16 protein-coding genes and 4 tRNA genes are annotated in these 20,337 nt (G+C 38.3%); 15 read left to right on the top strand and 5 right to left on the bottom strand.

Annotated elements, in window-relative coordinates; all coding sequences use genetic code 11:
- Positions 1–24: 24 nt before the first annotated feature.
- Entirely contained in the window at positions 25–2,238 is a 2,214-nt protein-coding gene (gene katG, locus EL259_RS03050; RefSeq protein WP_232019072.1) for a catalase/peroxidase HPI, read from the bottom strand.
- A 296-nt stretch (positions 2,239–2,534) separates the two neighbouring features.
- On the opposite strand from katG, the gene EL259_RS03045 reads away from it, so the two are divergent.
- The 11 genes from EL259_RS03045 (at position 2,535) to EL259_RS02995 (ending at position 10,086) form a co-directional block, all read left to right on the top strand.
- Positions 2,535–2,610: transfer RNA gene (locus EL259_RS03045), tRNA-Lys, on the top strand.
- A gap of 21 nt (positions 2,611–2,631) precedes the next feature.
- Positions 2,632–2,707: transfer RNA gene (locus EL259_RS03040), tRNA-Lys, on the top strand.
- A gap of 20 nt (positions 2,708–2,727) precedes the next feature.
- Positions 2,728–2,803: transfer RNA gene (locus EL259_RS03035), tRNA-Lys, on the top strand.
- A 28-nt stretch (positions 2,804–2,831) separates the two neighbouring features.
- Positions 2,832–2,907, top strand: a tRNA-Lys gene (locus EL259_RS03030).
- A gap of 288 nt (positions 2,908–3,195) precedes the next feature.
- Positions 3,196–3,612, top strand: a complete 417-nt coding sequence (locus EL259_RS03025) for a hypothetical protein (protein WP_126598890.1) — start codon at positions 3,196–3,198, stop codon at positions 3,610–3,612.
- 1 nt (position 3,613) lies between these two features.
- Positions 3,614–4,375 carry a hypothetical protein gene (locus EL259_RS03020; RefSeq protein ID WP_126598888.1) on the top strand — a complete coding sequence of 254 codons (762 nt, stop codon included), beginning with the start codon at positions 3,614–3,616 and terminating at the stop codon, positions 4,373–4,375.
- A complete protein-coding gene (locus EL259_RS03015; protein ID WP_126598886.1) occupies positions 4,344–5,105 on the top strand; it encodes a DUF2572 family protein in 762 nt (253 codons plus the stop codon). The genes EL259_RS03020 and EL259_RS03015 overlap by 32 nt, the downstream gene beginning before the upstream one ends.
- A complete protein-coding gene (locus EL259_RS03010; protein WP_126598883.1) occupies positions 5,083–5,373 on the top strand; it encodes a DUF5374 domain-containing protein in 291 nt (96 codons plus the stop codon). The genes EL259_RS03015 and EL259_RS03010 overlap by 23 nt, the downstream gene beginning before the upstream one ends.
- A 24-nt stretch (positions 5,374–5,397) precedes the next feature.
- Positions 5,398–8,844, top strand: a complete 3,447-nt coding sequence (gene recC, locus EL259_RS03005) for an exodeoxyribonuclease V subunit gamma (protein WP_126598881.1) — start codon at positions 5,398–5,400, stop codon at positions 8,842–8,844.
- Positions 8,845–9,071: 227 nt separating this feature from the next.
- The gene (locus EL259_RS03000) at positions 9,072–9,617 is read left to right on the top strand and encodes a DUF302 domain-containing protein (protein WP_126598879.1); all 546 of its coding nucleotides are present in this window, start codon (positions 9,072–9,074) and stop codon (positions 9,615–9,617) included.
- A 10-nt stretch (positions 9,618–9,627) separates the two neighbouring features.
- Positions 9,628–10,086: a Dps family protein gene (locus tag EL259_RS02995; RefSeq protein ID WP_126598877.1), complete on the top strand. Its 459-nt coding sequence runs from the start codon at positions 9,628–9,630 to the stop codon at positions 10,084–10,086.
- Positions 10,087–10,165: 79 nt separating this feature from the next.
- Here EL259_RS02995 and EL259_RS02990 read toward each other — a convergent pair whose 3' ends face one another.
- The 3 genes from EL259_RS02990 to EL259_RS02980 are packed head-to-tail and all read right to left on the bottom strand — an operon-like array spanning position 10,166 to position 13,407.
- Entirely contained in the window at positions 10,166–12,112 is a 1,947-nt protein-coding gene (locus EL259_RS02990; protein ID WP_126598875.1) for a GNAT family N-acetyltransferase, read from the bottom strand.
- The gene (gene ybeY / locus EL259_RS02985) at positions 12,094–12,585 is read right to left on the bottom strand and encodes an rRNA maturation RNase YbeY (RefSeq protein ID WP_126598873.1); all 492 of its coding nucleotides are present in this window, start codon (positions 12,583–12,585) and stop codon (positions 12,094–12,096) included. Before ybeY ends, EL259_RS02990 begins: the two co-directional genes overlap by 19 nt.
- A 9-nt stretch (positions 12,586–12,594) precedes the next feature.
- Positions 12,595–13,407 (bottom strand): hypothetical protein, encoded by an 813-nt coding sequence (locus EL259_RS02980; RefSeq protein WP_126598871.1) that lies wholly within the window; start codon positions 13,405–13,407, stop codon positions 12,595–12,597.
- A 234-nt stretch (positions 13,408–13,641) separates the two neighbouring features.
- Here EL259_RS02980 and lysC point away from each other — a divergent pair, with 234 nt between their 5' ends.
- From lysC to ispH, 4 genes are all read left to right on the top strand, one after another.
- The gene (lysC, locus tag EL259_RS02975) at positions 13,642–15,003 is read left to right on the top strand and encodes a lysine-sensitive aspartokinase 3 (protein WP_126598869.1); all 1,362 of its coding nucleotides are present in this window, start codon (positions 13,642–13,644) and stop codon (positions 15,001–15,003) included.
- A gap of 193 nt (positions 15,004–15,196) precedes the next feature.
- Positions 15,197–18,010, top strand: coding sequence for an isoleucine--tRNA ligase (gene ileS / locus EL259_RS02970; RefSeq protein ID WP_126598867.1), 2,814 nt, complete (start codon positions 15,197–15,199; stop codon positions 18,008–18,010).
- Between the two features lie 173 nt (positions 18,011–18,183).
- Positions 18,184–18,675 (top strand): signal peptidase II, encoded by a 492-nt coding sequence (lspA, locus tag EL259_RS02965; RefSeq protein WP_126598865.1) that lies wholly within the window; start codon positions 18,184–18,186, stop codon positions 18,673–18,675.
- Positions 18,672–19,622 (top strand): 4-hydroxy-3-methylbut-2-enyl diphosphate reductase, encoded by a 951-nt coding sequence (gene ispH / locus EL259_RS02960; protein WP_126598863.1) that lies wholly within the window; start codon positions 18,672–18,674, stop codon positions 19,620–19,622. The genes lspA and ispH overlap by 4 nt, the downstream gene beginning before the upstream one ends.
- Before the next feature lie 51 nt (positions 19,623–19,673).
- On the opposite strand, the gene EL259_RS02955 is transcribed toward ispH, so the two are convergent.
- Positions 19,674–20,249, bottom strand: coding sequence for a DUF1439 domain-containing protein (locus EL259_RS02955; protein ID WP_172594212.1), 576 nt, complete (start codon positions 20,247–20,249; stop codon positions 19,674–19,676).
- Positions 20,250–20,337 lie beyond the last annotated feature (88 nt).

Here is a 20,337-nt window from a genome sequence, read left to right as displayed (position 1 = left end):
TAAGTTTATAGAGGAATAATAAAATTATTTCACATCAAAGCGATCATTATTCATCACTTTAGTCCATGCTTTAACGAAATCGCGGACAAATTTTTCACGGTTATCGTCTTGTGCATAGTGTTCAGCATAAGCACGAAGAACTGAGTTTGAACCGAATACAAGGTCAACACGAGTTGCAGTGTATTTGGTTTCACCTGTTTTACGATCCACAATGTTGTAGAGGTTGTCTGCAACAGGTTGCCAACGATAATTCATGTCAGTAAGGTTCACGAAGAAGTCGTTGGTTAACATACCTGGGCGATCGGTGAATACACCTTCTTTGCTGTGGGCAAAGTTGGTATCAAGCATACGCATACCACCGACTAATACAGTCATTTCCGCTGCAGTAAGTCCGAGCAATTGCGCACGATCAAGCATCAATTCTTCAGGTTGTACCGCATATTTTGTTTTCACAAAGTTACGGAACGCATCGTGTAATGGTTCTAATGGTGCAAAAGATTCAGCATCTGTTTGTTCTGCTGTTGCATCGCCACGTCCACTTAGGAATGGAACAGGAACATCAAAGCCTGCTGCTTTAATCGCATTTTCTAGACCAACAACACCACCAAGCACGATAAGGTCAGCCAAACTTACGCCTGTAGAGGATTGTTGTTTAATTTTTTCATAAACAGACAATACATGCGCTAAACGTGCAGGTTCATTTGCTACCCAATCTTTTTGTGGAGCAAGTGCAATACGTGCACCATTCGCACCACCGCGATAGTCAGAACCACGATAGGTTCTCGCACTGTCCCAAGCCGTTGTAATAAGATCTGAATTGCTTAACCCTGATGCACGAATTTGATCTTTTAATTCCGCTACTTCTTGTTCAGAAAGTGTTTTTCCTGCTGGAATTGGATCTTGCCAAATTAAATCTTCCGCAGGTACATCGCTACCAAGGTAACGTGATTTTGGACCAAGATCACGGTGAGTTAATTTAAACCATGCACGAGCGAAAACTTCGGAGAAGTAAGCTTGGTCGTCAGCAAAGCGTTGCGAAATTTTGTTATATTCAGGATCAATTTTTAATGCCATATCCGCATCGGTCATAATTGGCATACGACGTTTTGTTGGATCGTGAGCATCAAGTGGCATATCTTTTTCTTCAATATGCATTGGTTCCCATTGCCATGCACCAGCTGGAGATTTTTTAAGCCACCAGTCGTGGTTCATTAACATTTTGAAATAACCGTTATCCCATTGGGTTGGATTAGTTGTCCAAGCGCCTTCAATACCACTAGTGATGGTATCACCTGCATTGCCTTGACCATTTTTGTTATCCCAGCCTAAGCCTTGTTCGTGTAATGGTGCTGCTTCAGGTTCTTCACCTACAAGTGCAACGTTACCATTACCGTGACATTTACCAACTGTATGTCCACCCGCTGTCAACGCAACAGTTTCTTCATCATTCATTGCCATACGAGCAAAGGTAGTGCGCATATCACGAGCTGTTTTTAGCGGATCAGGTTTTCCGCCTACACCTTCTGGGTTTACATAAATAAGCCCCATTTGTACAGCTGCAAGTGGATTTTCTAATTCTTCACGGTTTTCGCTATCTGCATAACGTTTATCGCCAGCTGCAAGCCATTCTTTTTCGTCACCCCAGTAAATATCTTTTTCAGGGTGCCAAATATCTTCACGACCACCGCCGAAACCAAAGGTTTTTAATCCCATTGATTCGTAAGCCATATTACCTGCAAGGATAATTAAGTCCGCCCAAGAAAGTGCGTTACCGTATTTTTTCTTAATTGGCCATAAAAGACGACGTGCTTTATCTAAGTTTGCGTTGTCAGGCCAAGAGTTTAATGGCGCAAAACGTTGGTTACCAGTTGATGCACCACCACGACCATCAGTTGTACGGTAAGAACCTGCTTGGTGCCATGCCATACGAACCATTAAACCGCCGTAGCTGCCCCAGTCAGCTGGCCACCAATCTTGACTTTCAGTCATTAATTTTTTTAAATCACTTTTTACTGCTTCAAGATCGAGTTTAGCGAAGGCTTCACGATAGTTGAAACTTTCATCATAAGGATTGGTTTTGCGATCGTGTTGATGCAAAATATCCAAGTTTAATGCATTTGGCCAAAAAGCTTGTACTTCTTGATCATGATTTGTAGCTGCACCATGTGCAATCGGACAACCGCCTGATTTTTTAACTTCTGTTTTTTGGTGCATAGGACAATTTTTAATATCAGTCATAAATAAGCTCCAATAAGTTTAATTAAAAAAACTCAATTAATGTATTAGTGTTTGTTAGATAATAGCTATTAATTCTAAATTATCAATATACTAATATCTATCAAACTAATAAGATTATTTAATCGTTAATGAGGTGATTAGGGGATTGTTTATGTATTAAAAATAGGCTAAAAGGTCTAAGATTTAGCTAAAAAAAAGCTAATTTGTTGTTTATTCCTACAAATAAATAAAAAATTTAAAATTTTTGTTGATTATTAAAATAAATCCAGTAATATACGCCCCCGTTACAGCATGACGGGTCGTTAGCTCAGTCGGTAGAGCAGTAGACTTTTAATCTATTGGTCGAAAGTTCGAATCTTTCACGACCCACCACTCATGCAAAACCTCATAAATGGGTCGTTAGCTCAGTCGGTAGAGCAGTAGACTTTTAATCTATTGGTCGAAAGTTCGAATCTTTCACGACCCACCAATTTATGAAAACCTATAAGCGGGTCGTTAGCTCAGTCGGTAGAGCAGTAGACTTTTAATCTATTGGTCGAAAGTTCGAATCTTTCACGACCCACCACTTATAGCCAAGTTTGAAACCTTTCATTGGGCCGTTAGCTCAGTTGGTAGAGCAGTAGACTCTTAATCTATTGGTCGAAGGTTCGAACCCTTCACGACCCACCAACTTATCTTACTTATTCCATTTATTTTAAAAATATCCTATTGTGGGATTTTTGTTTTATTTGCAATCCATTTATTTATTCTTTTTTTATATTTTTTCTTTAATTTTGCGATCTTGTACGCAAAATTTCTAAAAATTTGATCGGAATGAGCGCCTTCATCCTTATCCTTTCTCTCATGTCTATCAAATAATTTTTTTACATGTACACTTCAATTAAATCTGCATTTTCAAATCTAGAATTGTTGATTGTTCTTTCGCTTATGAGCGCATTGAGTTTTATAGGGCTTTCGATGTGGAAGCAAGTTGATGATAATGTGCGTTTAATGCATGAAAGCCAACAAGTTACGGTATTTCTTACTCAACTTAAACAGCAAGCGATCGATTATCAAAATAAATGGGAGCTTTGGGGTTATCAGGAAGCTAATTCAACACATTGGTGTTTATTGGCAAAACCTAGTCAATCCATTTTTATGCCTGATAGTTGCACTTGTTCGGCAGCGGCGTGCAAAGATTTTCTTATCTATAATCCCATTGAAAAGAGTGAATTAGTTATTCCAAAAAACGATTCTTTCTATTTAATTACGTTATTTAATGGAATTCGGGGACGTAGTAAATCGAATCATTTTGCTCTCGCTTTGGAGAAACAATGTCAGAAATTTATTTTTAATGACCGCCTAACGATGCGTCTTGAAAAGGGGAAATGTTGAGATGTTGTATCGTGGGCAAACTTTATTAAGTTTAATGGTAGCGATGGCGCTCTCAATTATATTACTCTTTGTTTTAATTGAATTTTTTATACAAATCCAATATCAAAATACCCAACAATTTTCTTATCTATATTTACAGAAAACACTTGAAAGTCGTTTAGATCAAATGGTACGAGATATTCGCCGAGCTGGATTTCAAGCACCTAATGATCATGTGATTGCGAGTAATTTTAGCTATTTTCAGCAGGCAAATATCTGGAAAGTATTAAGAATTAATTCAGGATTAGGTGAGACAGAGCAAAGCTGTATTTTATTTTTTTACGATTTAGATCAAAGTGGGTGTTTGGGCGGAAAAAATAATCGTGGCAATGCTGATGATAAAAAAACGTATTGTATCCGCAATGGACATAATGCGATGGGAAATATTGAGAATGAATTATTTGGCTATCGTTTGTATCAAGGTATGTTGCAAACACGGAGTTTACAGAAGAAAGATGTAGATAGCTATTGTGATGAGAAAACATGTCGCAGTTATATGTCCGAAGATCAATGTAATCAGGGGAAATGGGAAAATTTATTTGATAAAAATGCGATTCGTATTTTATCTCTACATTTTCAACCGATGGCAGATAATCGTGCTGTGCTGGTTCAGTTAACGGGACAACTTATCCATAAACCTAATATTCAATATCAAACTCAAGCCGTTATCCCATTAATTAACTTATGGAAAGATGAGCATGCAACTACGCCACGGTTTCATTAGTCTAATGCTTTTATTTTTGTTACTTCCCTTGGCTATTGTTACATTATGGGGGAGTCAAGCATTATTGACACGCTATGCCAAAATTCATTTTAATCATCAAAAAGCTCAGCAAAGTCACTGGAAGTTGGAACAGGAAAGTACCGATTTTCAAAAGCTGAAACAGCAATGTGCTGAGATAAAACAGGATGATCATCATCCTTTTCGCATAAATTTTTCCGAAAATCTGGGCGTGAAAAAATTACAATTTGGGAGCTTTTGTCGTTATTTCTCCTTATTGGGAGCTGTGCCGAAGAAAAATCTTTTATTAGGGCAATGGCAGGACTATGTTCATGAAGATTTATTGCCTGAGTTGCATATTTTCCCCTACGTACAACCACTAGTCTTAACGAAAAAGATGCCGTTGTCTGTTTATTATCTGGATAAAGCTGAAAATGAAATTGTGGTACAAGGCACGGTGTATGCCCTTATCCTCGCTAAAGGGAATTTACATATTCGCGGAAAAGGGACTCTGCGAGGGATGATTATCACGCAAGGACAACTTTACGGCTTACAGCGCAATCGCTATGGGGCATGGGTAGAAGACACACAACGATGTACAACTAAAATCACCTCACGGTGTAAAGATAAAATCCGCTTGGTGTATGACAAAAACATACCGATTTTATTACATCAATTAGGTAAATGGGCGTGGCAGAAAGGGAGTTGGTATGATTATCAATACACCTATTAAAATATCGCGTGGGATTTCGCTTTTGGGCGTATTGGTGGCATTAATGAGTTTTAGCCTTGTATCTATTATTTTTTTCAAATGGCAAACTCAACAAGCTCGGCAAGCAAAAATGATTTTCCAACAGGTACAAATTCAGCGAATTGTTGAGAATCAACATCAGCGACAGTGGTTGCATTTAGAGTGTGAACAGGAAGTCTATCAAAATCAAAGACGTTTTTTTATTCAATGTGATAATGGGGATGTCAAGGTTCGTGCTAAAATAAGATGATCAACATTTTATGAGGGCTCGCGGGTGTTTTACATTTACTATTCCAACCTACTCGAAACGCAAAAAGATATTTTATTACATTTAATTCAATCTCGTCCTTTGACAAATCCGTTCCAAAAGGAAACGATTTTAGTACAAAGTCCAGGGATGGAGCAGTGGTTAAATTGGCAAATAGCGGAGAGTATGGGAATTGCGAGTAATATTGCTTACCCGATGCCTGCAAGTTTTATTTGGCAACTTTATGTTGATAATCTGCCGAACGTTGAGGAGCAAAGCCTATTTAAGAAAGATAGTTTAGTATGGCGGTTAATGCGTTTGTTACCTCACTATTTAGATACGCCTGAATTTTCTCCGTTACGTTACTATCTCGCCACTTCGCAGGAAATGGCACAACAGAAATGTTATCAACTTTCTTATAAAATCGCCGATCTGTTCGACCAATATCTTGTGTATCGTCCTCATTGGATAAACGCTTGGGAAGAAAAACGAGATGACGAGATCTCACAAGAAATTCTACGTTATGTCCAAGAAAAAACACCACATCTTGCTACCCAAATTCAACAGGATATTGCATGGCAAGGGATTTTGTGGCGAGCGATTGTGGATGATATTAAAGCTGAAACACAAAGTACCCAAGTACACCACCGTGCGAGTTTACATCATCAATTTCTCGAATTTTTAAGTCAGCAAGCGCCAAAAAATTTACCTGAGCGTTTATTTATCTTTGGGATCTCGGCATTACCGCGCACTCATTTAGAAACGTTACAGGCATTAAGTCAATATTGTGAGATCCATTTATTTTTTACTAATGGTTGTAAGGAATATTGGGGAGATGTATTAGATCCTAAGATCTGGAAAAAAGATCAATTACGACAACGTCTACATTATCTTCATCAACAGCCTTTAGAAAGTTATCCACAGGCACCTTGGATTTCAGAAACGCAACAACAAAATATCGCTCAGCAACCGCATATGACGACCAGTTATGCGGAGGAACTTGCAGTTGGGCATCCGTTGCTTGCAGCATGGGGGAAAATGGGGCGTGATTTTTTATATTTGCTTACTGAACTTGCTTCACAAGATACCGTTCCCGTCCACGAGATTGAGGCTTATGTAGAAAGCCACGGAGGCACGTTATTAAATCAAATCCAGCAACGCATTTTGGATTTCACACCTTCTCAGAAAGGAACTTTAGAATTTAATAAAGACGATCAATCATTGACTATCCATTCATGTTATAGCCCGATGCGTGAGGTGGAAGTGTTGCAGGATTATTTATTACACCTTTTTAATACTCACCCCGATATTGAGCCAAAAGATGTGGTGGTGATGGTGGCGAATATTGATAGTTATACGCCGTATATCCAAGCAGTTTTCGGGCAAAGCGAACCTTATATTCCATTTGCGATCTCTGATAATAAATTAACGGAAAGCGATGTATTAGTGGCAAGTTTTTTAAAATTATTACAATTAAAAAATAGTCAATTTAGTGCTGAAGATGTTCTGGAATTTTTAGATATTCCGATGATCCGCCAGAGATTTGAAATTGAATTACAAGACTTAGAGCTTATCCGAAATTGGGTGAAAACGGCGGGTATTCGTTTTGGATTAGAAAAAGAACCCGTTACCAATCATGAAACGAGCGCAGAAACGGCCCTGAAGAATTACAATGCATGGCAAGCGGGCTTAGAACGTATTTTATTAGGCTATAGTTTGCGTGAAGAAAATGGGATTTGGCAGGATAGTTTAGCTTTAGATGGAACCTCGGGCTTACAAGGTCAACTAGCGGGGAAATTGGTTGAATTTATTGAGGCACTATGGACGTGGCAACGTGTTCTCTGTGAGCCACAAATTATTAGTGTGTGGCATGAGAGCTTAACCGAATTAATTACCCGCTTTTTTGATGCGAATCAGCAAAACCAAATTTGGTGTTATCTCAAAGAGGCGATTGATAAATTACAAGAAAATGTCGAAAAAGGAGATTATCCTGCGCCGATTGATAGTGAAGTGATTACGCAAAGTTTACAAGAACGTTTGCAAGAACATCAAAATAGTTATCGCTTTACACTCGGCAAAATGAATTTTTGTACTCTATTACCAATGCGATCGATCCCATTTAAAGTAGTCTGCTTACTCGGGATGAACGACAGTGATTACCCACGGATCCAAGATCCAAATAGTTTTGACTTAATGCAATTTCATCACCAAAAAGGTGATCGTTTCCGCCGTGATGATGATCGCTATTTATTCTTGGAAGCGTTGCTTTCCGCACAACAGTACTTTTATATCAGTTATGTTGGGCGGTCGGTGAATGATGATACAGTAAAAGAACCATCGGTATTGGTAAACCAATTAATGGATTATCTTAAAGAGAATATCGATGGTGATGCAGATGAAATTCAACGTAATCTTTGGCAACAACACGCCTTAAATGCCTTTTCTGCCCAAAATTTTATGGGAAAATCGCCATCATTCGCACGAAAATGGCTACTTATGGCAAAAGGGGAATATAGTGGAGAAGGGCAAAGTTTTATTGCACCACTTGCACCCAAATCCATAATTGAAACGATAGAAATTGAGGATTTAATCAGTTTTATTGCTAACCCAGTTCGTTATTGCTTTGAAAAACAACTTGGGGTTTATTTCCGACAAGAATTAGAAACTATTGAAGATCGTGAGAATTTTCAATTAGATAATTTACAAAGTTATCAAATTAATAACCAATTATTGCAACATCGCCCCGATGAATTTTCTCAAGAATGGCAAAAGTGGGGGATAAAAGGGATGTTGCCACGTGCAAAATTTGCAGATATTGAGGAGCGAAAATTTTTTGAGAAATTAGCCGAATTTCGTGAGCAATTAATGCAATATCTTCCTCATGAAAATGGTCAAATTTCTCAAGAGGAAAGTGATTGGCGACAATGTGATTTTCCAGATTTAGCGGTAAAACTCCAAGGCAATATTGGACATTTATATCATAATAAACAACAGTTTATTCATTTTCGCTTAGCAAAAGTAAATGAAAAAGATCTAATTAGTACGTGGGTTTATACTCTCTTTTTATGGGCAAGTTGCTCTGATAAAAAAGCATATTTACCGAGTTATTATATTGGTAATGATAGTATTTGGCAGTTAGGTAAAAATTTAACGCCAGAAAGTGCGTGGACTCAATTACGACTTTATGTTGAGGATTTTCTGCTTGCCCAAGCGCAAATTTTCCTACTGCCTTCAAAAGGGCTTTTGGATTTTATTAAAGCAACGTTTAAACAGGAACACATTGATTCAGCATTTATCAGGGCACTAATTGAAGAAATGATTAGTCAGGAGGAAAGTTGGCGTATGGATGTTTATTGGAAACGTTTAGCAAGCCAGCAAAATTTTGCGGCATATTTATCATCAAAAGCAGAAGAATTATTTTTGACTTATCAGAAATGGTTTACGTTATTAGCGGAAAATGCAAGGAAAATATAACGGAAATAAAAGGCGCCCCAAAAATCAAAAAAATTTATGATTTTTGGGGCGTAAATTTAGAAAGGATGAATAAAATATTATAAGAATATCGATTATTTTAATATTTTTTATTTTAAAGTTTACCTATTATAGAAATTGTAGATAATTTTTTTTAATGTGCTAGATTCTAACCACCAAAGCAAAATTAAATTAGGTGTTATACCAACAGAATTAAAGGGGGAATTGTTATGTTAAAAATAAAATTTTACTTGCCTTTCTTCGTGCTTTTTTTGAGTACAGGAGCCTTTGCAATGCCACCCGCTGGTGCCAATCCACCTCAATCAACTAATTTTTATGTGTCCACCTTTAGTTCAAGTTATATTGAATCCGTGACACAAGGCGATAAGGTGACTAAACAGGGTGAGGCGACTGTTGCTAATATGCTGTGTAGTAAATATAACTTTGATACGACAATTTCCCGTTTGAAAAAAGCATTTGCTGATAAAAATTTACCTCTTTTAAAACAGGTTGATAATCCAGTCAGTACTAAAGAGTCAGGTGTGCATCGTTCCGTTACATTAATGTTTGGAAATTTACAATCTAAAATCGCACAGTCACCCTTTTTTGCGCTTAATTTACCGTTGAAAATTGTCGTAACACAAACAGATTTTGGTGTGAAAGTAAGCTTTAATAGTACACAATCACTGGTTAAGAAAAATAAATTAACTCAACAAGATGTGGTTAATAACCTCATCAAAGCAGAAATGCTGATCACGAAAACCATTACTCAATAAGGAGATAATTATGTCTAATGTATGTGCAACAAAATTAAATACTTATCTTGCTAACCTCATGGTGTGGACAGTGAAATTACATAATTACCATTGGAATGTGCAAGGTCCTACATTTGTTCCTCTTCATCATTACACTGAGGAAGTTTATGACCAAACTTTTGAAAAATTTGATGAAGTAGCGGAAATTTTAAAAATGCGTGGAGAAATGCCATTAGCAACAATGAAAGAATATTTAGCCGTTGCAACGATGCAAGAAACTCCAACTAAAGCATATAGTTGTTGTGAAGTTCTTTGTATGTTGGAAGCTGATGCTGAATTAATGCTTGCTGGAGCTGTAGATATCCGCAATGATGCTTGTGCAAAAGATGATTTCCAAGTACAAGCATTATTTGAAGGTTACATCAGTCACTTCCAAAAACAACTTTGGTTCTTAAAAGCAATGAAACAGCCTGACACAAAATGTTGCTAATGTTTAAAAAGAAAAATTAAAACATGTTTTACGCCCCGATTTTCGTAAAAATTTTTACGATTTTCGGGGCGTCACTATTTTAAAGCGTACTTAAAATTGTAGCGACATCATGGCGACATTGGTTAAGCCATTGGCGTGCTGATGGCTTTAAATAAGATTGTTGCGTTGTCAGAAAATCTTTGACTAATGGCAATTGATTCGGATATTGATGAAGTAATCGTGTCAATTCAGGTAAACTTATCAAGAATGGACGATGAGCATAGGCAAAATCGGCTAGGGCGACGTTATCTATATCGTTTAAGTCCATGTGTTTTTCTGGAAAATTATCTAAATCAAGCTGACTTTCCAAAGGGTAATGCGACAGTGCAAAGTTTCGTTGGAAATTGTTGATGATACTTTCACAAAATGTTTTTCCTGCTGAGGTAAGCGGTAAAACGGCGACTGCAGAATAACAACCACTGGAGGCGGTTTGCTGGTGGCTAAGATAGGCAAGACGAAATCCCGCTTTGCGCCAGAAGTGAGCAAGTTTTTCATCATATCCAAAACTGACTGAAAGGTAGTCAATATTGTCTCTTTCAAGTAATTGTTGCTTAAAAGCAGCTAACAATTTTTGTCCGAAACCTTGGTTTTGCAATCTAGGGTGTACCGCAATGCGCGAAATACGCACCGAACGCAATTTACCTGCACGTAAATCAAGATGATTTTGGAGCAGTAATTGGGCGACTAAATTTCCACTAGGACGACGTTCTCCACGGCGAATAGCGACCAGTAATGCTTCATTGTGCATATCACCTTCTTCCAAACCCCAAATCCCACTTTGTAAACGGTTCCTCTCATCGTAACTGGCAAAAAATTGCTGGCGTGGTGCATCAAGCAAACGGCGTAAATCCAGCGGAGTAGTACGATAATGCGCTAATTTTAGTAATTGATAAAAATCAGTAAGATCAGTGTTTTTATCTAATTGTGTTTGGCGTAAAAAGCGGTAGGTACTATTGGAATTTTGCGGTTCATTAAGTGAATTTGGTGCGACAAGAAGTAAATCCTCAATAAATTTTTCAAGAGGATCATGCTTTTGCCAACGTAGTGGCGCATCTAAACTAAGTGCATGAAAATTTTTCGCCGTACTTTGCATGAATTTTAGGCTAAAACCTTGTCCCGTACCTTCGTAGCTTTCAATGGTCGTTGTGCACAATACTTTTTCAAATGCCGTGCAAAGGGTTTGCAACATAGGAAGCGGTAGCATGGCGGCTTCATCAATAAAAAGCCATTTTCTTTGTTGGCGAATAGTGGCTAAATTTTCTAGTAAGGCATCTGGCGCACAAAAAGGGATTGGCAGATTGCAAAATTGCTGAAGTTTTTGGACTGCCTTTTTATTTGCTGCGGTAAGCAATAATTGCTGTGGATCTTCTTGCAACAAGAAATCTGCTAAAAAACCTGCCAAAGCTGATTTGCCTCGTCCTCGTTTGGCGGTGAGGATAAAGCGTTGCACGGGATGCGTTTTAATTTGATTTAAAAGCACCTCTTGTTCTCCCGTTGGACGAGGAATAAGTGATTGAATATCAGCAGGTTGCACAAGATAAAAAGGGATAGCTTGCGGCTGAGTGAACAGCGGGAAACCTGCATTTTTAACAGTATCTTGAAAAATTTTCCGAAAATGGGGGCATGATTGAACTATTCCATCAGCCCAACGAAGACTATCGAGATCTGTTTCGGATTGAAAACTTTGCCAATCGTTGATCCAAAGATAAAGTGTTCCACCTGCGAGTAGTGTGCCACTGGCAATCGCAAGTGCCTCTAAATGCAATGCTTTTCGGCAATCAAATAAGATCGTCTGCCATTCTTGACCAAGGGCGTTTTTAGCTTTGGAAAATGGGAATATATCCGCATTTAAATGGGGCAGACCAGCCTGCGTATCATGGCAAAAGATCGCTAAGGATTGGGCTAGGTTGGGAGAAAATTGGGCGCTGAATTGGGCATCGAGCCACTCTTCAGCACCCGCAACGAGGATTAATCGGCGTGATTGCATGTGTCTTCTTTTTCACAAGCATAAGGGTCGGCAAAGCCAAGATTTTGCATAATTTGTGTTTCTAAGCTTTCCATGATTTCAGCCTCATCGTCTTCAATGTGGTCGTAGCCTTGTAAATGGAGGCAGCCATGTACAATCATATGCGCCCAATGGGAATCTAAGGTAATTTGTTGTTCTTGCGCCTCGCGTTCAACGACTTGGCGGCAGATAATTAGATCACCGAGTAAAGGAATTTCCACTTCAGGTGGGCATTCAAATGGAAAAGAAAGTACATTGGTTGGACGATCTTTACCACGATAAGTCAGGTTCAATTCATGGCTTTCTGCTTCATCTACGATACGGACAGTGATTTCATTTGCTGTGGTATTTGGTTGAATCGCAGCACTTGCCCAAGTTTGTAATTGTTCTTCTGTTGGTAAATTCTCGGTGTTTTCACACGCTAATTGAAGGTCAATAATTGCCTCAGTTGTCATAGTTATTCCTTAAAAATGAAGGTAAGTAAAGGTTGCCCATAATGTTAAAGAGGCACTTAAAATAAGTAAAATTAATAAAATGAGATAATCCAATTTCTTTTCAAAGAAAAGGACAGCGCCAATAATAACCAGTAAAAGAATATGAATGGCAAAATAAAGAATCCAAGCAATTTGATTTGGAAATTCTACACTATTTAAATAGCAATAACCGAGTAAACCAAAAATAACCACGGCATTTATAAATAATGCAATGAGCATGGTCATTGGTAATAGTGCCATAAAATTGTGTAAGCGATTTTTCGCTGAAATAAGCATGAGATTTAATAAAATCGTTCCCACCAATAATTGTGCAAATGGATTAAAAATTGGAAGATAAATGAATGGAGTATTCATAAACATCATCAAATACACCAAAATAGCCACAGCACCGATACCTAATCCCATATAGATAAATGGTAAACGTTCTTGATGTTTTTTAGGTTGGAGCCAAATCGCAACGGTCATGCCAATCCCACACATGCTGACTAAATCAGTGATGAGATAATTGTAATTGGAAAAACCACTGACACATAACCACACGATCCAGAAAAGCAATAAACCTTTATTCGCATTGATTAAACGTCCACGTTGACCAGGACACATATCTGCTTTAAGAAAAAGCCACAAACTTAACATTTGTGCAGTGACTACAGCTAATGATAAATGCGAAATTGCATAGGATTGAGGTTGTAAATAGAGGGTAAATAAGTCTATTACCAATAAAATAACGGAGGGTAATAAGGCGTATGTTACCTGACTGATTTTGGAGTTTTCAGAAGACATATTCGGTAAATCCTTTAATGATAAAAAGTCATTTTATTATCCAATAATTTTATATTGGTGCAATGAATTTGCAAGAAAGCTGATATTTTTTAGCGTTTTTAGGTAGTATTTTTATTTTTGCACTACTAGAATAGGGGATTAATTTTATTTTCTTAAAAATTAGGAAATGGAAAATGCAATAATCAGGATTCATTTTCCATTAATGCATCATAACAAGAATTAAGGACAGAGATTATGCCCCTTCTTTCCGTAGCAAAATTTGGCGGAACAAGTGTCGCTGATTTTCCCTCTATGCAGGCTTGTGCAGACATTTTAGCCGCCGATCCCCATTCACGTGTTGTTGTTCTTTCCGCTTCCGCTGGCGTAACTAATTTGCTAGTTGCCCTTGCTAATGGTTGTGAACAAGATAAGCGTGATAAATTATTTGCGGAAGTGGTGCGTATCCAAGAAAACATTTTAAGCGAATTATCGCATTCTGAAGTGATTCGCCCATCAGTTGAAGAACATTTGACGAAGATTAAAGAATTAGCGGATGTGATAGCAGACAGTGCGCCATCTCTGATGCTAACGGATGAACTGATTAGCCGTGGTGAAATGATGTCTTCATTGATCTTCGTTCATCTTCTACGTGAGCGTGGTGTGGATGCTGAATGGGTCGATGTGCGTACGATTGTGCGTACAAGTAGTCACTTTGGCAAAGCATTACCAGATGAAACCGTAACAAAAGAAAATGTTGAGCGTCATATTAATCCATTACTTCAAGTGGGAAAAATTGTGGTGACTCAAGGTTTTATCGGGAGGGATGAAGAAGGTCATACGACAACATTGGGGCGTGGTGGAAGTGATTATTCCGCAGCATTGCTTGCTGGCGTGCTTGGTGCAAAAGATGTTTTAATTTGGACGGACGTGGCAGGCATTTATACAACAGATCCAAGAATCGTACCTGTAGCATGTCGTATTGATAGCCTAACTTTTGAAGAAGCGGCTGAAATGGCGACCTTTGGGGCAAAAGTATTACATCCTGCAACATTACGTCCCGCTGTTCGGAGCAATATTCCAGTTTATGTGGGTTCTAGTAAAGCACCAAATGCTGGTGGAACGTGGGTAACGAAACAAACTTCGCATACTCCGACTTTCCGTGCGATAGCGGTAAGACATGAGCAAACGTTGCTTACACTTTCTCGTTTGAATATGTCGCAAGAATCAGGTTTTTTACACAAAATGCTTTCGATTTTAGATAAGCATCATATCGCAGTAGATGCGATTAATGCATCCGATCTAAGTGTTGCGTTAACTTTGGATAAAATTGTGAGTGGCTGTGGATGCGGCAAAGGAGAACTTTCAGAACAATTACTGGAAGAATTAAGTCGGGTAGCAAGTGTAAAAGTCACAACTGGACTTTCCTTGATTGCATTAGTCGGGAATAATTTAGATACGCATTCTGGTTTGGTGAAAGATATTTTCACTGTTCTTTCTGGTTTTAATATTCGTATGATTAGTTATGGCACAAGTACGAATAATATTTGTTTATTAGTCCAAACGGAGCAAGCGACGGATATCGTCCGTGCGTTACATAAAAACTTATTTGAAAATTAAAAGGTTACTTTTTTTATTTATCTTGCACCGATTATGAAGGTATTCACATCGGTGCTTTCTATTTTTATATGTGAGATAAAAAGGGCGAATGATTAAGCGGATACACGCCCGCTTTTTCTTTAAATCTTAGTGCTTTTGTGCTTATAATACGGGTCATTTTTATTACACAGATGATATGAATTGGAATTAACTCATGACAGATCAAACTACAGATTATAAAAACACGCTGAATCTGCCTCAAACAGATTTCCCAATGCGTGGTAATTTGGCACAACGCGAGCCAAAAATGTTACAGAATTGGTACGATAAAGATCTCTACCAAAAAATTCGTCAATCTTCAAAAGGCAAAAAATCTTTCATTTTGCATGATGGTCCTCCATATGCAAACGGTAATATTCATATTGGTCATGCTGTTAATAAAATTTTAAAAGATATTATTATTAAATCAAAAACTGCATTCGGTTACGACTGCCCATACATTCCAGGTTGGGATTGCCATGGTCTTCCTATCGAACTTAAAGTAGAAGGTTTAGTTGGAAAACCAAACCAAAAAATTTCAGCGGCAGAATTCCGTGAAGAATGTCGTAAATACGCAAGAACGCAAGTTGAAGGTCAGAAAAAGGACTTCATTCGTCTTGGTGTGTTAGGGGACTGGGATCATCCATACCTTACTATGAATTTTGACACCGAAGCGAACATCATTCGTACATTTGCGAAAGTGATCAAAAATGGTCACCTTTATAAAGGTTACAAACCTGTTCATTGGTGTTTAGACTGTGCGTCTTCATTAGCGGAAGCCGAAGTAGAATACGAAGATAAAACTTCACCATCTATCTATGTTGCATTCAAAGCAGCAGATAACGTAGAAGTTGCAAAACGTTTTGGTTTAACTGATGTAGGTGAAATTGAAGCCGTTATTTGGACAACTACCCCTTGGACAATTCCATCAAACCGTGCAATCTCTTTACACGGCGATTTAGAATATCAAGTGGTAAAAGTTGGCGATCGTCAATTTATCCTTGCTGAAGCATTAGTTGAAAGCGTTGCGAAAACAATGGGCTGGGAAAACTATGAAATTCTTGGCACAACCAAAGGTGAAAACCTTAACGGTTTAATGTTCCATCATCCATTCTATGCGTATGATGTACCATTTATTCTTGGTGAACACGTCACAACTGAAGGCGGTACAGGTTTAGTTCACACAGCACCAGACCACGGTTTAGATGACTTTAATGTTTCTCAAGCAAATGGCGTAACTTTAGTTGGTTTAATCAATAACGACGGTATCTTCACAGACAAAGCCGAATTCTTCGCAGGCAAAAAAGTCTTTGAAGCTAACCCACTTGTTATCGAAAAATTACAAGAAGTGGGCGCATTATTAAAAGTTGAAAAAATCCGTCATAGCTATCCACACTGCTGGCGCCATAAAACACCAATTATCTTCCGTGCAACCCCACAATGGTTTATCGGTATGGATAACCACGGCTTACGTGAAAAAGCATTAGGCGAAATCAAATCTGTACGTTGGATTCCAGATTGGGGTCAAGCGCGTATTGAAAAAATGGTTGAAAACCGCCCTGACTGGTGTATCTCTCGTCAACGTACTTGGGGTGTGCCTGTAACATTATTCATTCATAAAGATACTGAAGAACTTCATCCACGTAGTGTTGAAATTGCAGAAGAAGTGGCAAAACTTGTTGAAAAACAAGGTATTCAAGCATGGTGGGATTTAGATCCTAAATCTGTATTAGGTGATGAGGCCGATCAATATCGCAAAGTAATGGATACGTTAGACGTATGGTTTGACTCAGGATCAACTTATGCCTCGGTAGTTCAAAGCCGCCCAGAATTTAACGGTGCGGACATTGATTTATACTTAGAAGGTTCTGACCAACATCGTGGTTGGTTCATGTCATCTTTAATGCTTTCAACCGCAACAGATAACAAAGCACCTTACAAACAAGTATTAACTCACGGTTTCACCGTAGATGGGCAAGGACGTAAAATGTCTAAATCTATCGGTAACATCGTAACGCCTCAAGAAGTGATGGATAAATTCGGTGGTGATATCTTACGTTTATGGGTAGCATCAACAGACTATACGGGTGAAATGACCGTATCTGATGAAATCTTAAAACGTGCTGCAGATAGCTATCGTCGTATTCGTAATACCGCGCGTTTCTTGCTTGCTAACTTAAATGGTTTTAATCCAGAAACTGACCTTGTAGCACCGCAAGATATGTTGCCACTTGATCGCTGGGCGGTAGATTGTGCATTACAAGCGCAAAATGATATTGAAACTGACTATGAAAACTACCAATTCCACTCAGTAGTGCAACGTTTAATGCGTTTCTGCTCAGTAGAAATGGGGTCATTCTATCTTGATATCATCAAAGACCGTCAATACACCACAAAAGCGGACAGCCTTGCACGTCGTAGCTGCCAAACTGCATTATGGCACATCGCTGAAGCATTAGTTCGTTGGATTGCGCCAATTCTTTCATTCACAGCGGATGAAATTTGGCAAGTACTTCCTGGTGCTCGTAGCGAATTTGTCTTCACCGAAGAATTCTACAAAGATTTATTCGCATTAGACGATAACGAAAAAATGAGCGATGCATACTGGCAACAAATTCAAGTATTACGTAACGAAGTAAACCGTGTACTTGAACAAGCTCGTAACGATAAAGTTATCGGTGGTGGTTTAGAAGCAGAAGTAACGCTTTATGCAAATGAAGAATACTTACCGCTTTTAGAAGCCCTTGGTGATGAATTACGTTTCGTTTTAATTACGTCAAAAGCAACCGTGAAACCACTTGCTGAAGCCGATGTTGCTGAAGGTGAGGTGAAAGGTCTTGCAGTGAAAGTAGAACGTTCACAAGCAGAAAAATGCCCACGTTGCTGGCATTATTCCGACACTATCGGTCAAAATGCGGAACATCCAACTCTTTGCGCACGTTGTGTTGAAAACGTGGCAGGTGAAGGCGAAGTGCGTCATTTTGCTTAATTAATAACGCAACGAATCAAGCCTCTGAAGGTCATGAGCTTTCAGAGGCTTTTTAGTAAATATGAGAAATTGCAAAAATTTTAGCGAAAATCGGGGCGTGTATTTTTTAAGAGTCGTGCAGAAAAATCGTGCTATACTGCACACTTTATGTGAATGATTTAGGAAAGTTACAAATGAAAAAATCTGGCGTTGTTTTTACCTGGCTTATCATAGCGGTAATTTGTTTAGATATGTTTACTAAGTTTTTGATTGTAGAACATTTTTCATTGTATGAAAGTGTTGAAATTTTACCTATATTCAATTTAACTTACGTCAGAAATTTTGGCGCTGCCTTTAGTTTTTTAGCAGATCATTCTGGCTGGCAGAAATTTTTATTTGAAGGGCTGGCTATCGTGATTTCACTCTTTTTGTTTATTCTAATGGTACGAAATAAACGAACACAGATTTTACAAAATTCTGGCTATGCTTTAATTATTGGTGGTGCGCTTTCCAATGCCTATGATCGTTTTACACGAGGTTATGTGGTCGATTTTTTCGATTTTCATTATCACCAATGGCATTATCCTGTATTTAATGTGGCAGATATTGCGATTTGTATTGGTGCGGGATTATTGATTTTAGATACATTGAGAAAAGATAAAAAAGCGAAAGCGGGGAATAAATGAGAATTATATTAGCAAATCCACGAGGCTTTTGTGCGGGGGTTGATCGTGCTATCAGTATTGTTGAATTGGCATTAGAGCTTTATGGTAGCCCGATTTATGTACGTCACGAAGTTGTGCATAATCGTTTTGTCGTGAATGGATTACGTGAGCGTGGAGCGATTTTTGTAGAAGAATTATCTGAAGTGCCAGATGGCGCAATCGTAATTTTTTCTGCACATGGGGTTTCGCAAGCTGTGCGCCAAGAAGCAAAAGATCGTGGTTTACGTGTTTTTGATGCGACTTGCCCATTAGTTACGAAAGTGCATATGCAAGTAGCCCGTGCAAGCCGTAAAGGGATGAAAGCCATCTTAATTGGGCATGAAGGACATGCTGAAGTAGAAGGCACAATGGGACAATACGACAACGCCGAAGGTGGAATTTTCCTGATTGAAGATGTGGAAGATGTTGCAAAATTACCACTTCGAGCCGATGAAGATTTAACTTTCATGACGCAAACGACACTTTCGATTGATGATACGCACGACGTGATTGAGGCTTTAAAAGCAAAATATCCAGCAATTCAAGGTCCTCGCAAAAATGATATTTGTTATGCAACAACGAATCGTCAACAAGCAGTGCGTGACTTAGCCGCACAATCTGATTTTGTTGTTGTCGTAGGTTCAAAAAACTCATCAAATTCTAACCGTCTAGCAGAGCTTGCGGTACGAATGGGCGTGCCTGCGAAATTAGTTGATGATGCAAATGATCTTGATCCAGCATGGTTTGCGAATGTGAAAACTATTGGCGTAACGGCTGGTGCATCGGCACCAGAAGTATTGGTTCAATCAGTTATCGAACGTTTACAAACATTTGGGCCAAGAACAGTTGAAGAACTTCAAGGTTGCCAAGAAGATACCGTCTTTGAAGTGCCACGTGAATTACGTGTTAATGTAAAAGAAGTGGAATAAAAAAATGCCGAAAGTTTTACTTTCGGCATTTTGACCATGAGGGTTAATGATTTACCAACCCACTTTAAATTCTAGTTGATTAGGCTCGACGACAATTGCTTTGGCAAATTTTTTGATAAGATGTTGCATGAATTTGTCATCATTTAAACGATAAATTGGCGTATCTTTTAATAAATCAGCCATACTATCGTTTAGCCAAGGTAATACTTTTTCTACGTCATCCATGTATTTTTCTGGGGTGACATCCGTTTTTATAATGTGGAAGTCTTTAAGATATACGGCACCAGTATTTGGATCGTAGTAGGGCAATGCACTAAATTCAATTTGGATTTGTGTTTGTAGTTGATCTTGCTTTAACAAGGTAAAATTTCCCGTTAAAGTGGCCGACATATTAATACGATTTGGCTCTTGCCCAATATTTGCTTTCATATTGGAAATATCATAATTAAAAGTAAAAAATCCAGGGAATCCAAAGGATTGATTGAGTTTTACTTTTTGTAATAAATATTGATTTACGTCTTGATTATTTAGGCTGTATGGAAAAGTAAACTCAAAAGCCGAGGCTTGAGTCGAACAAAAAATTGCCAAAAAGCTAATCAAAACAAGAAAGGGCTTTCTTAAAAACATAGGCTTTTCCTGTAAAAGAGAGTTTATAATAGATAACCCGTATAGCATACTCAATCTTTAGACAAGGCTCAAACGGGTTTTAAAATTT

Origin of the sequence: Actinobacillus delphinicola, from assembly GCF_900638385.1 — a bacterium.
Classification (GTDB): domain Bacteria; phylum Pseudomonadota; class Gammaproteobacteria; order Enterobacterales; family Pasteurellaceae; genus Actinobacillus_C; species Actinobacillus_C delphinicola.
This window is presented reverse-complemented; position numbering and strand designations above follow the sequence as displayed.

Coding starts and splice junctions, on each gene's coding strand:
- katG (WP_232019072.1), bottom strand. CDS start 2,238: ATGACTGATATTAAAAATTGTCCTATGCACCAAAAAACAGAAGTTAAA.
- EL259_RS03025 (WP_126598890.1), top strand. CDS start 3,196: ATGTGGAAGCAAGTTGATGATAATGTGCGTTTAATGCATGAAAGCCAA.
- EL259_RS03020 (WP_126598888.1), top strand. CDS start 3,614: ATGTTGTATCGTGGGCAAACTTTATTAAGTTTAATGGTAGCGATGGCG.
- EL259_RS03015 (WP_126598886.1), top strand. CDS start 4,344: ATGAGCATGCAACTACGCCACGGTTTCATTAGTCTAATGCTTTTATTT.
- EL259_RS03010 (WP_126598883.1), top strand. CDS start 5,083: ATGATTATCAATACACCTATTAAAATATCGCGTGGGATTTCGCTTTTG.
- EL259_RS03000 (WP_126598879.1), top strand. CDS start 9,072: ATGTTAAAAATAAAATTTTACTTGCCTTTCTTCGTGCTTTTTTTGAGT.
- EL259_RS02995 (WP_126598877.1), top strand. CDS start 9,628: ATGTCTAATGTATGTGCAACAAAATTAAATACTTATCTTGCTAACCTC.
- EL259_RS02990 (WP_126598875.1), bottom strand. CDS start 12,112: ATGCAATCACGCCGATTAATCCTCGTTGCGGGTGCTGAAGAGTGGCTC.
- ybeY (WP_126598873.1), bottom strand. CDS start 12,585: ATGACAACTGAGGCAATTATTGACCTTCAATTAGCGTGTGAAAACACC.
- EL259_RS02980 (WP_126598871.1), bottom strand. CDS start 13,407: ATGTCTTCTGAAAACTCCAAAATCAGTCAGGTAACATACGCCTTATTA.
- lysC (WP_126598869.1), top strand. CDS start 13,642: ATGCCCCTTCTTTCCGTAGCAAAATTTGGCGGAACAAGTGTCGCTGAT.
- ileS (WP_126598867.1), top strand. CDS start 15,197: ATGACAGATCAAACTACAGATTATAAAAACACGCTGAATCTGCCTCAA.
- lspA (WP_126598865.1), top strand. CDS start 18,184: ATGAAAAAATCTGGCGTTGTTTTTACCTGGCTTATCATAGCGGTAATT.
- ispH (WP_126598863.1), top strand. CDS start 18,672: ATGAGAATTATATTAGCAAATCCACGAGGCTTTTGTGCGGGGGTTGAT.
- EL259_RS02955 (WP_172594212.1), bottom strand. CDS start 20,249: ATGTTTTTAAGAAAGCCCTTTCTTGTTTTGATTAGCTTTTTGGCAATT.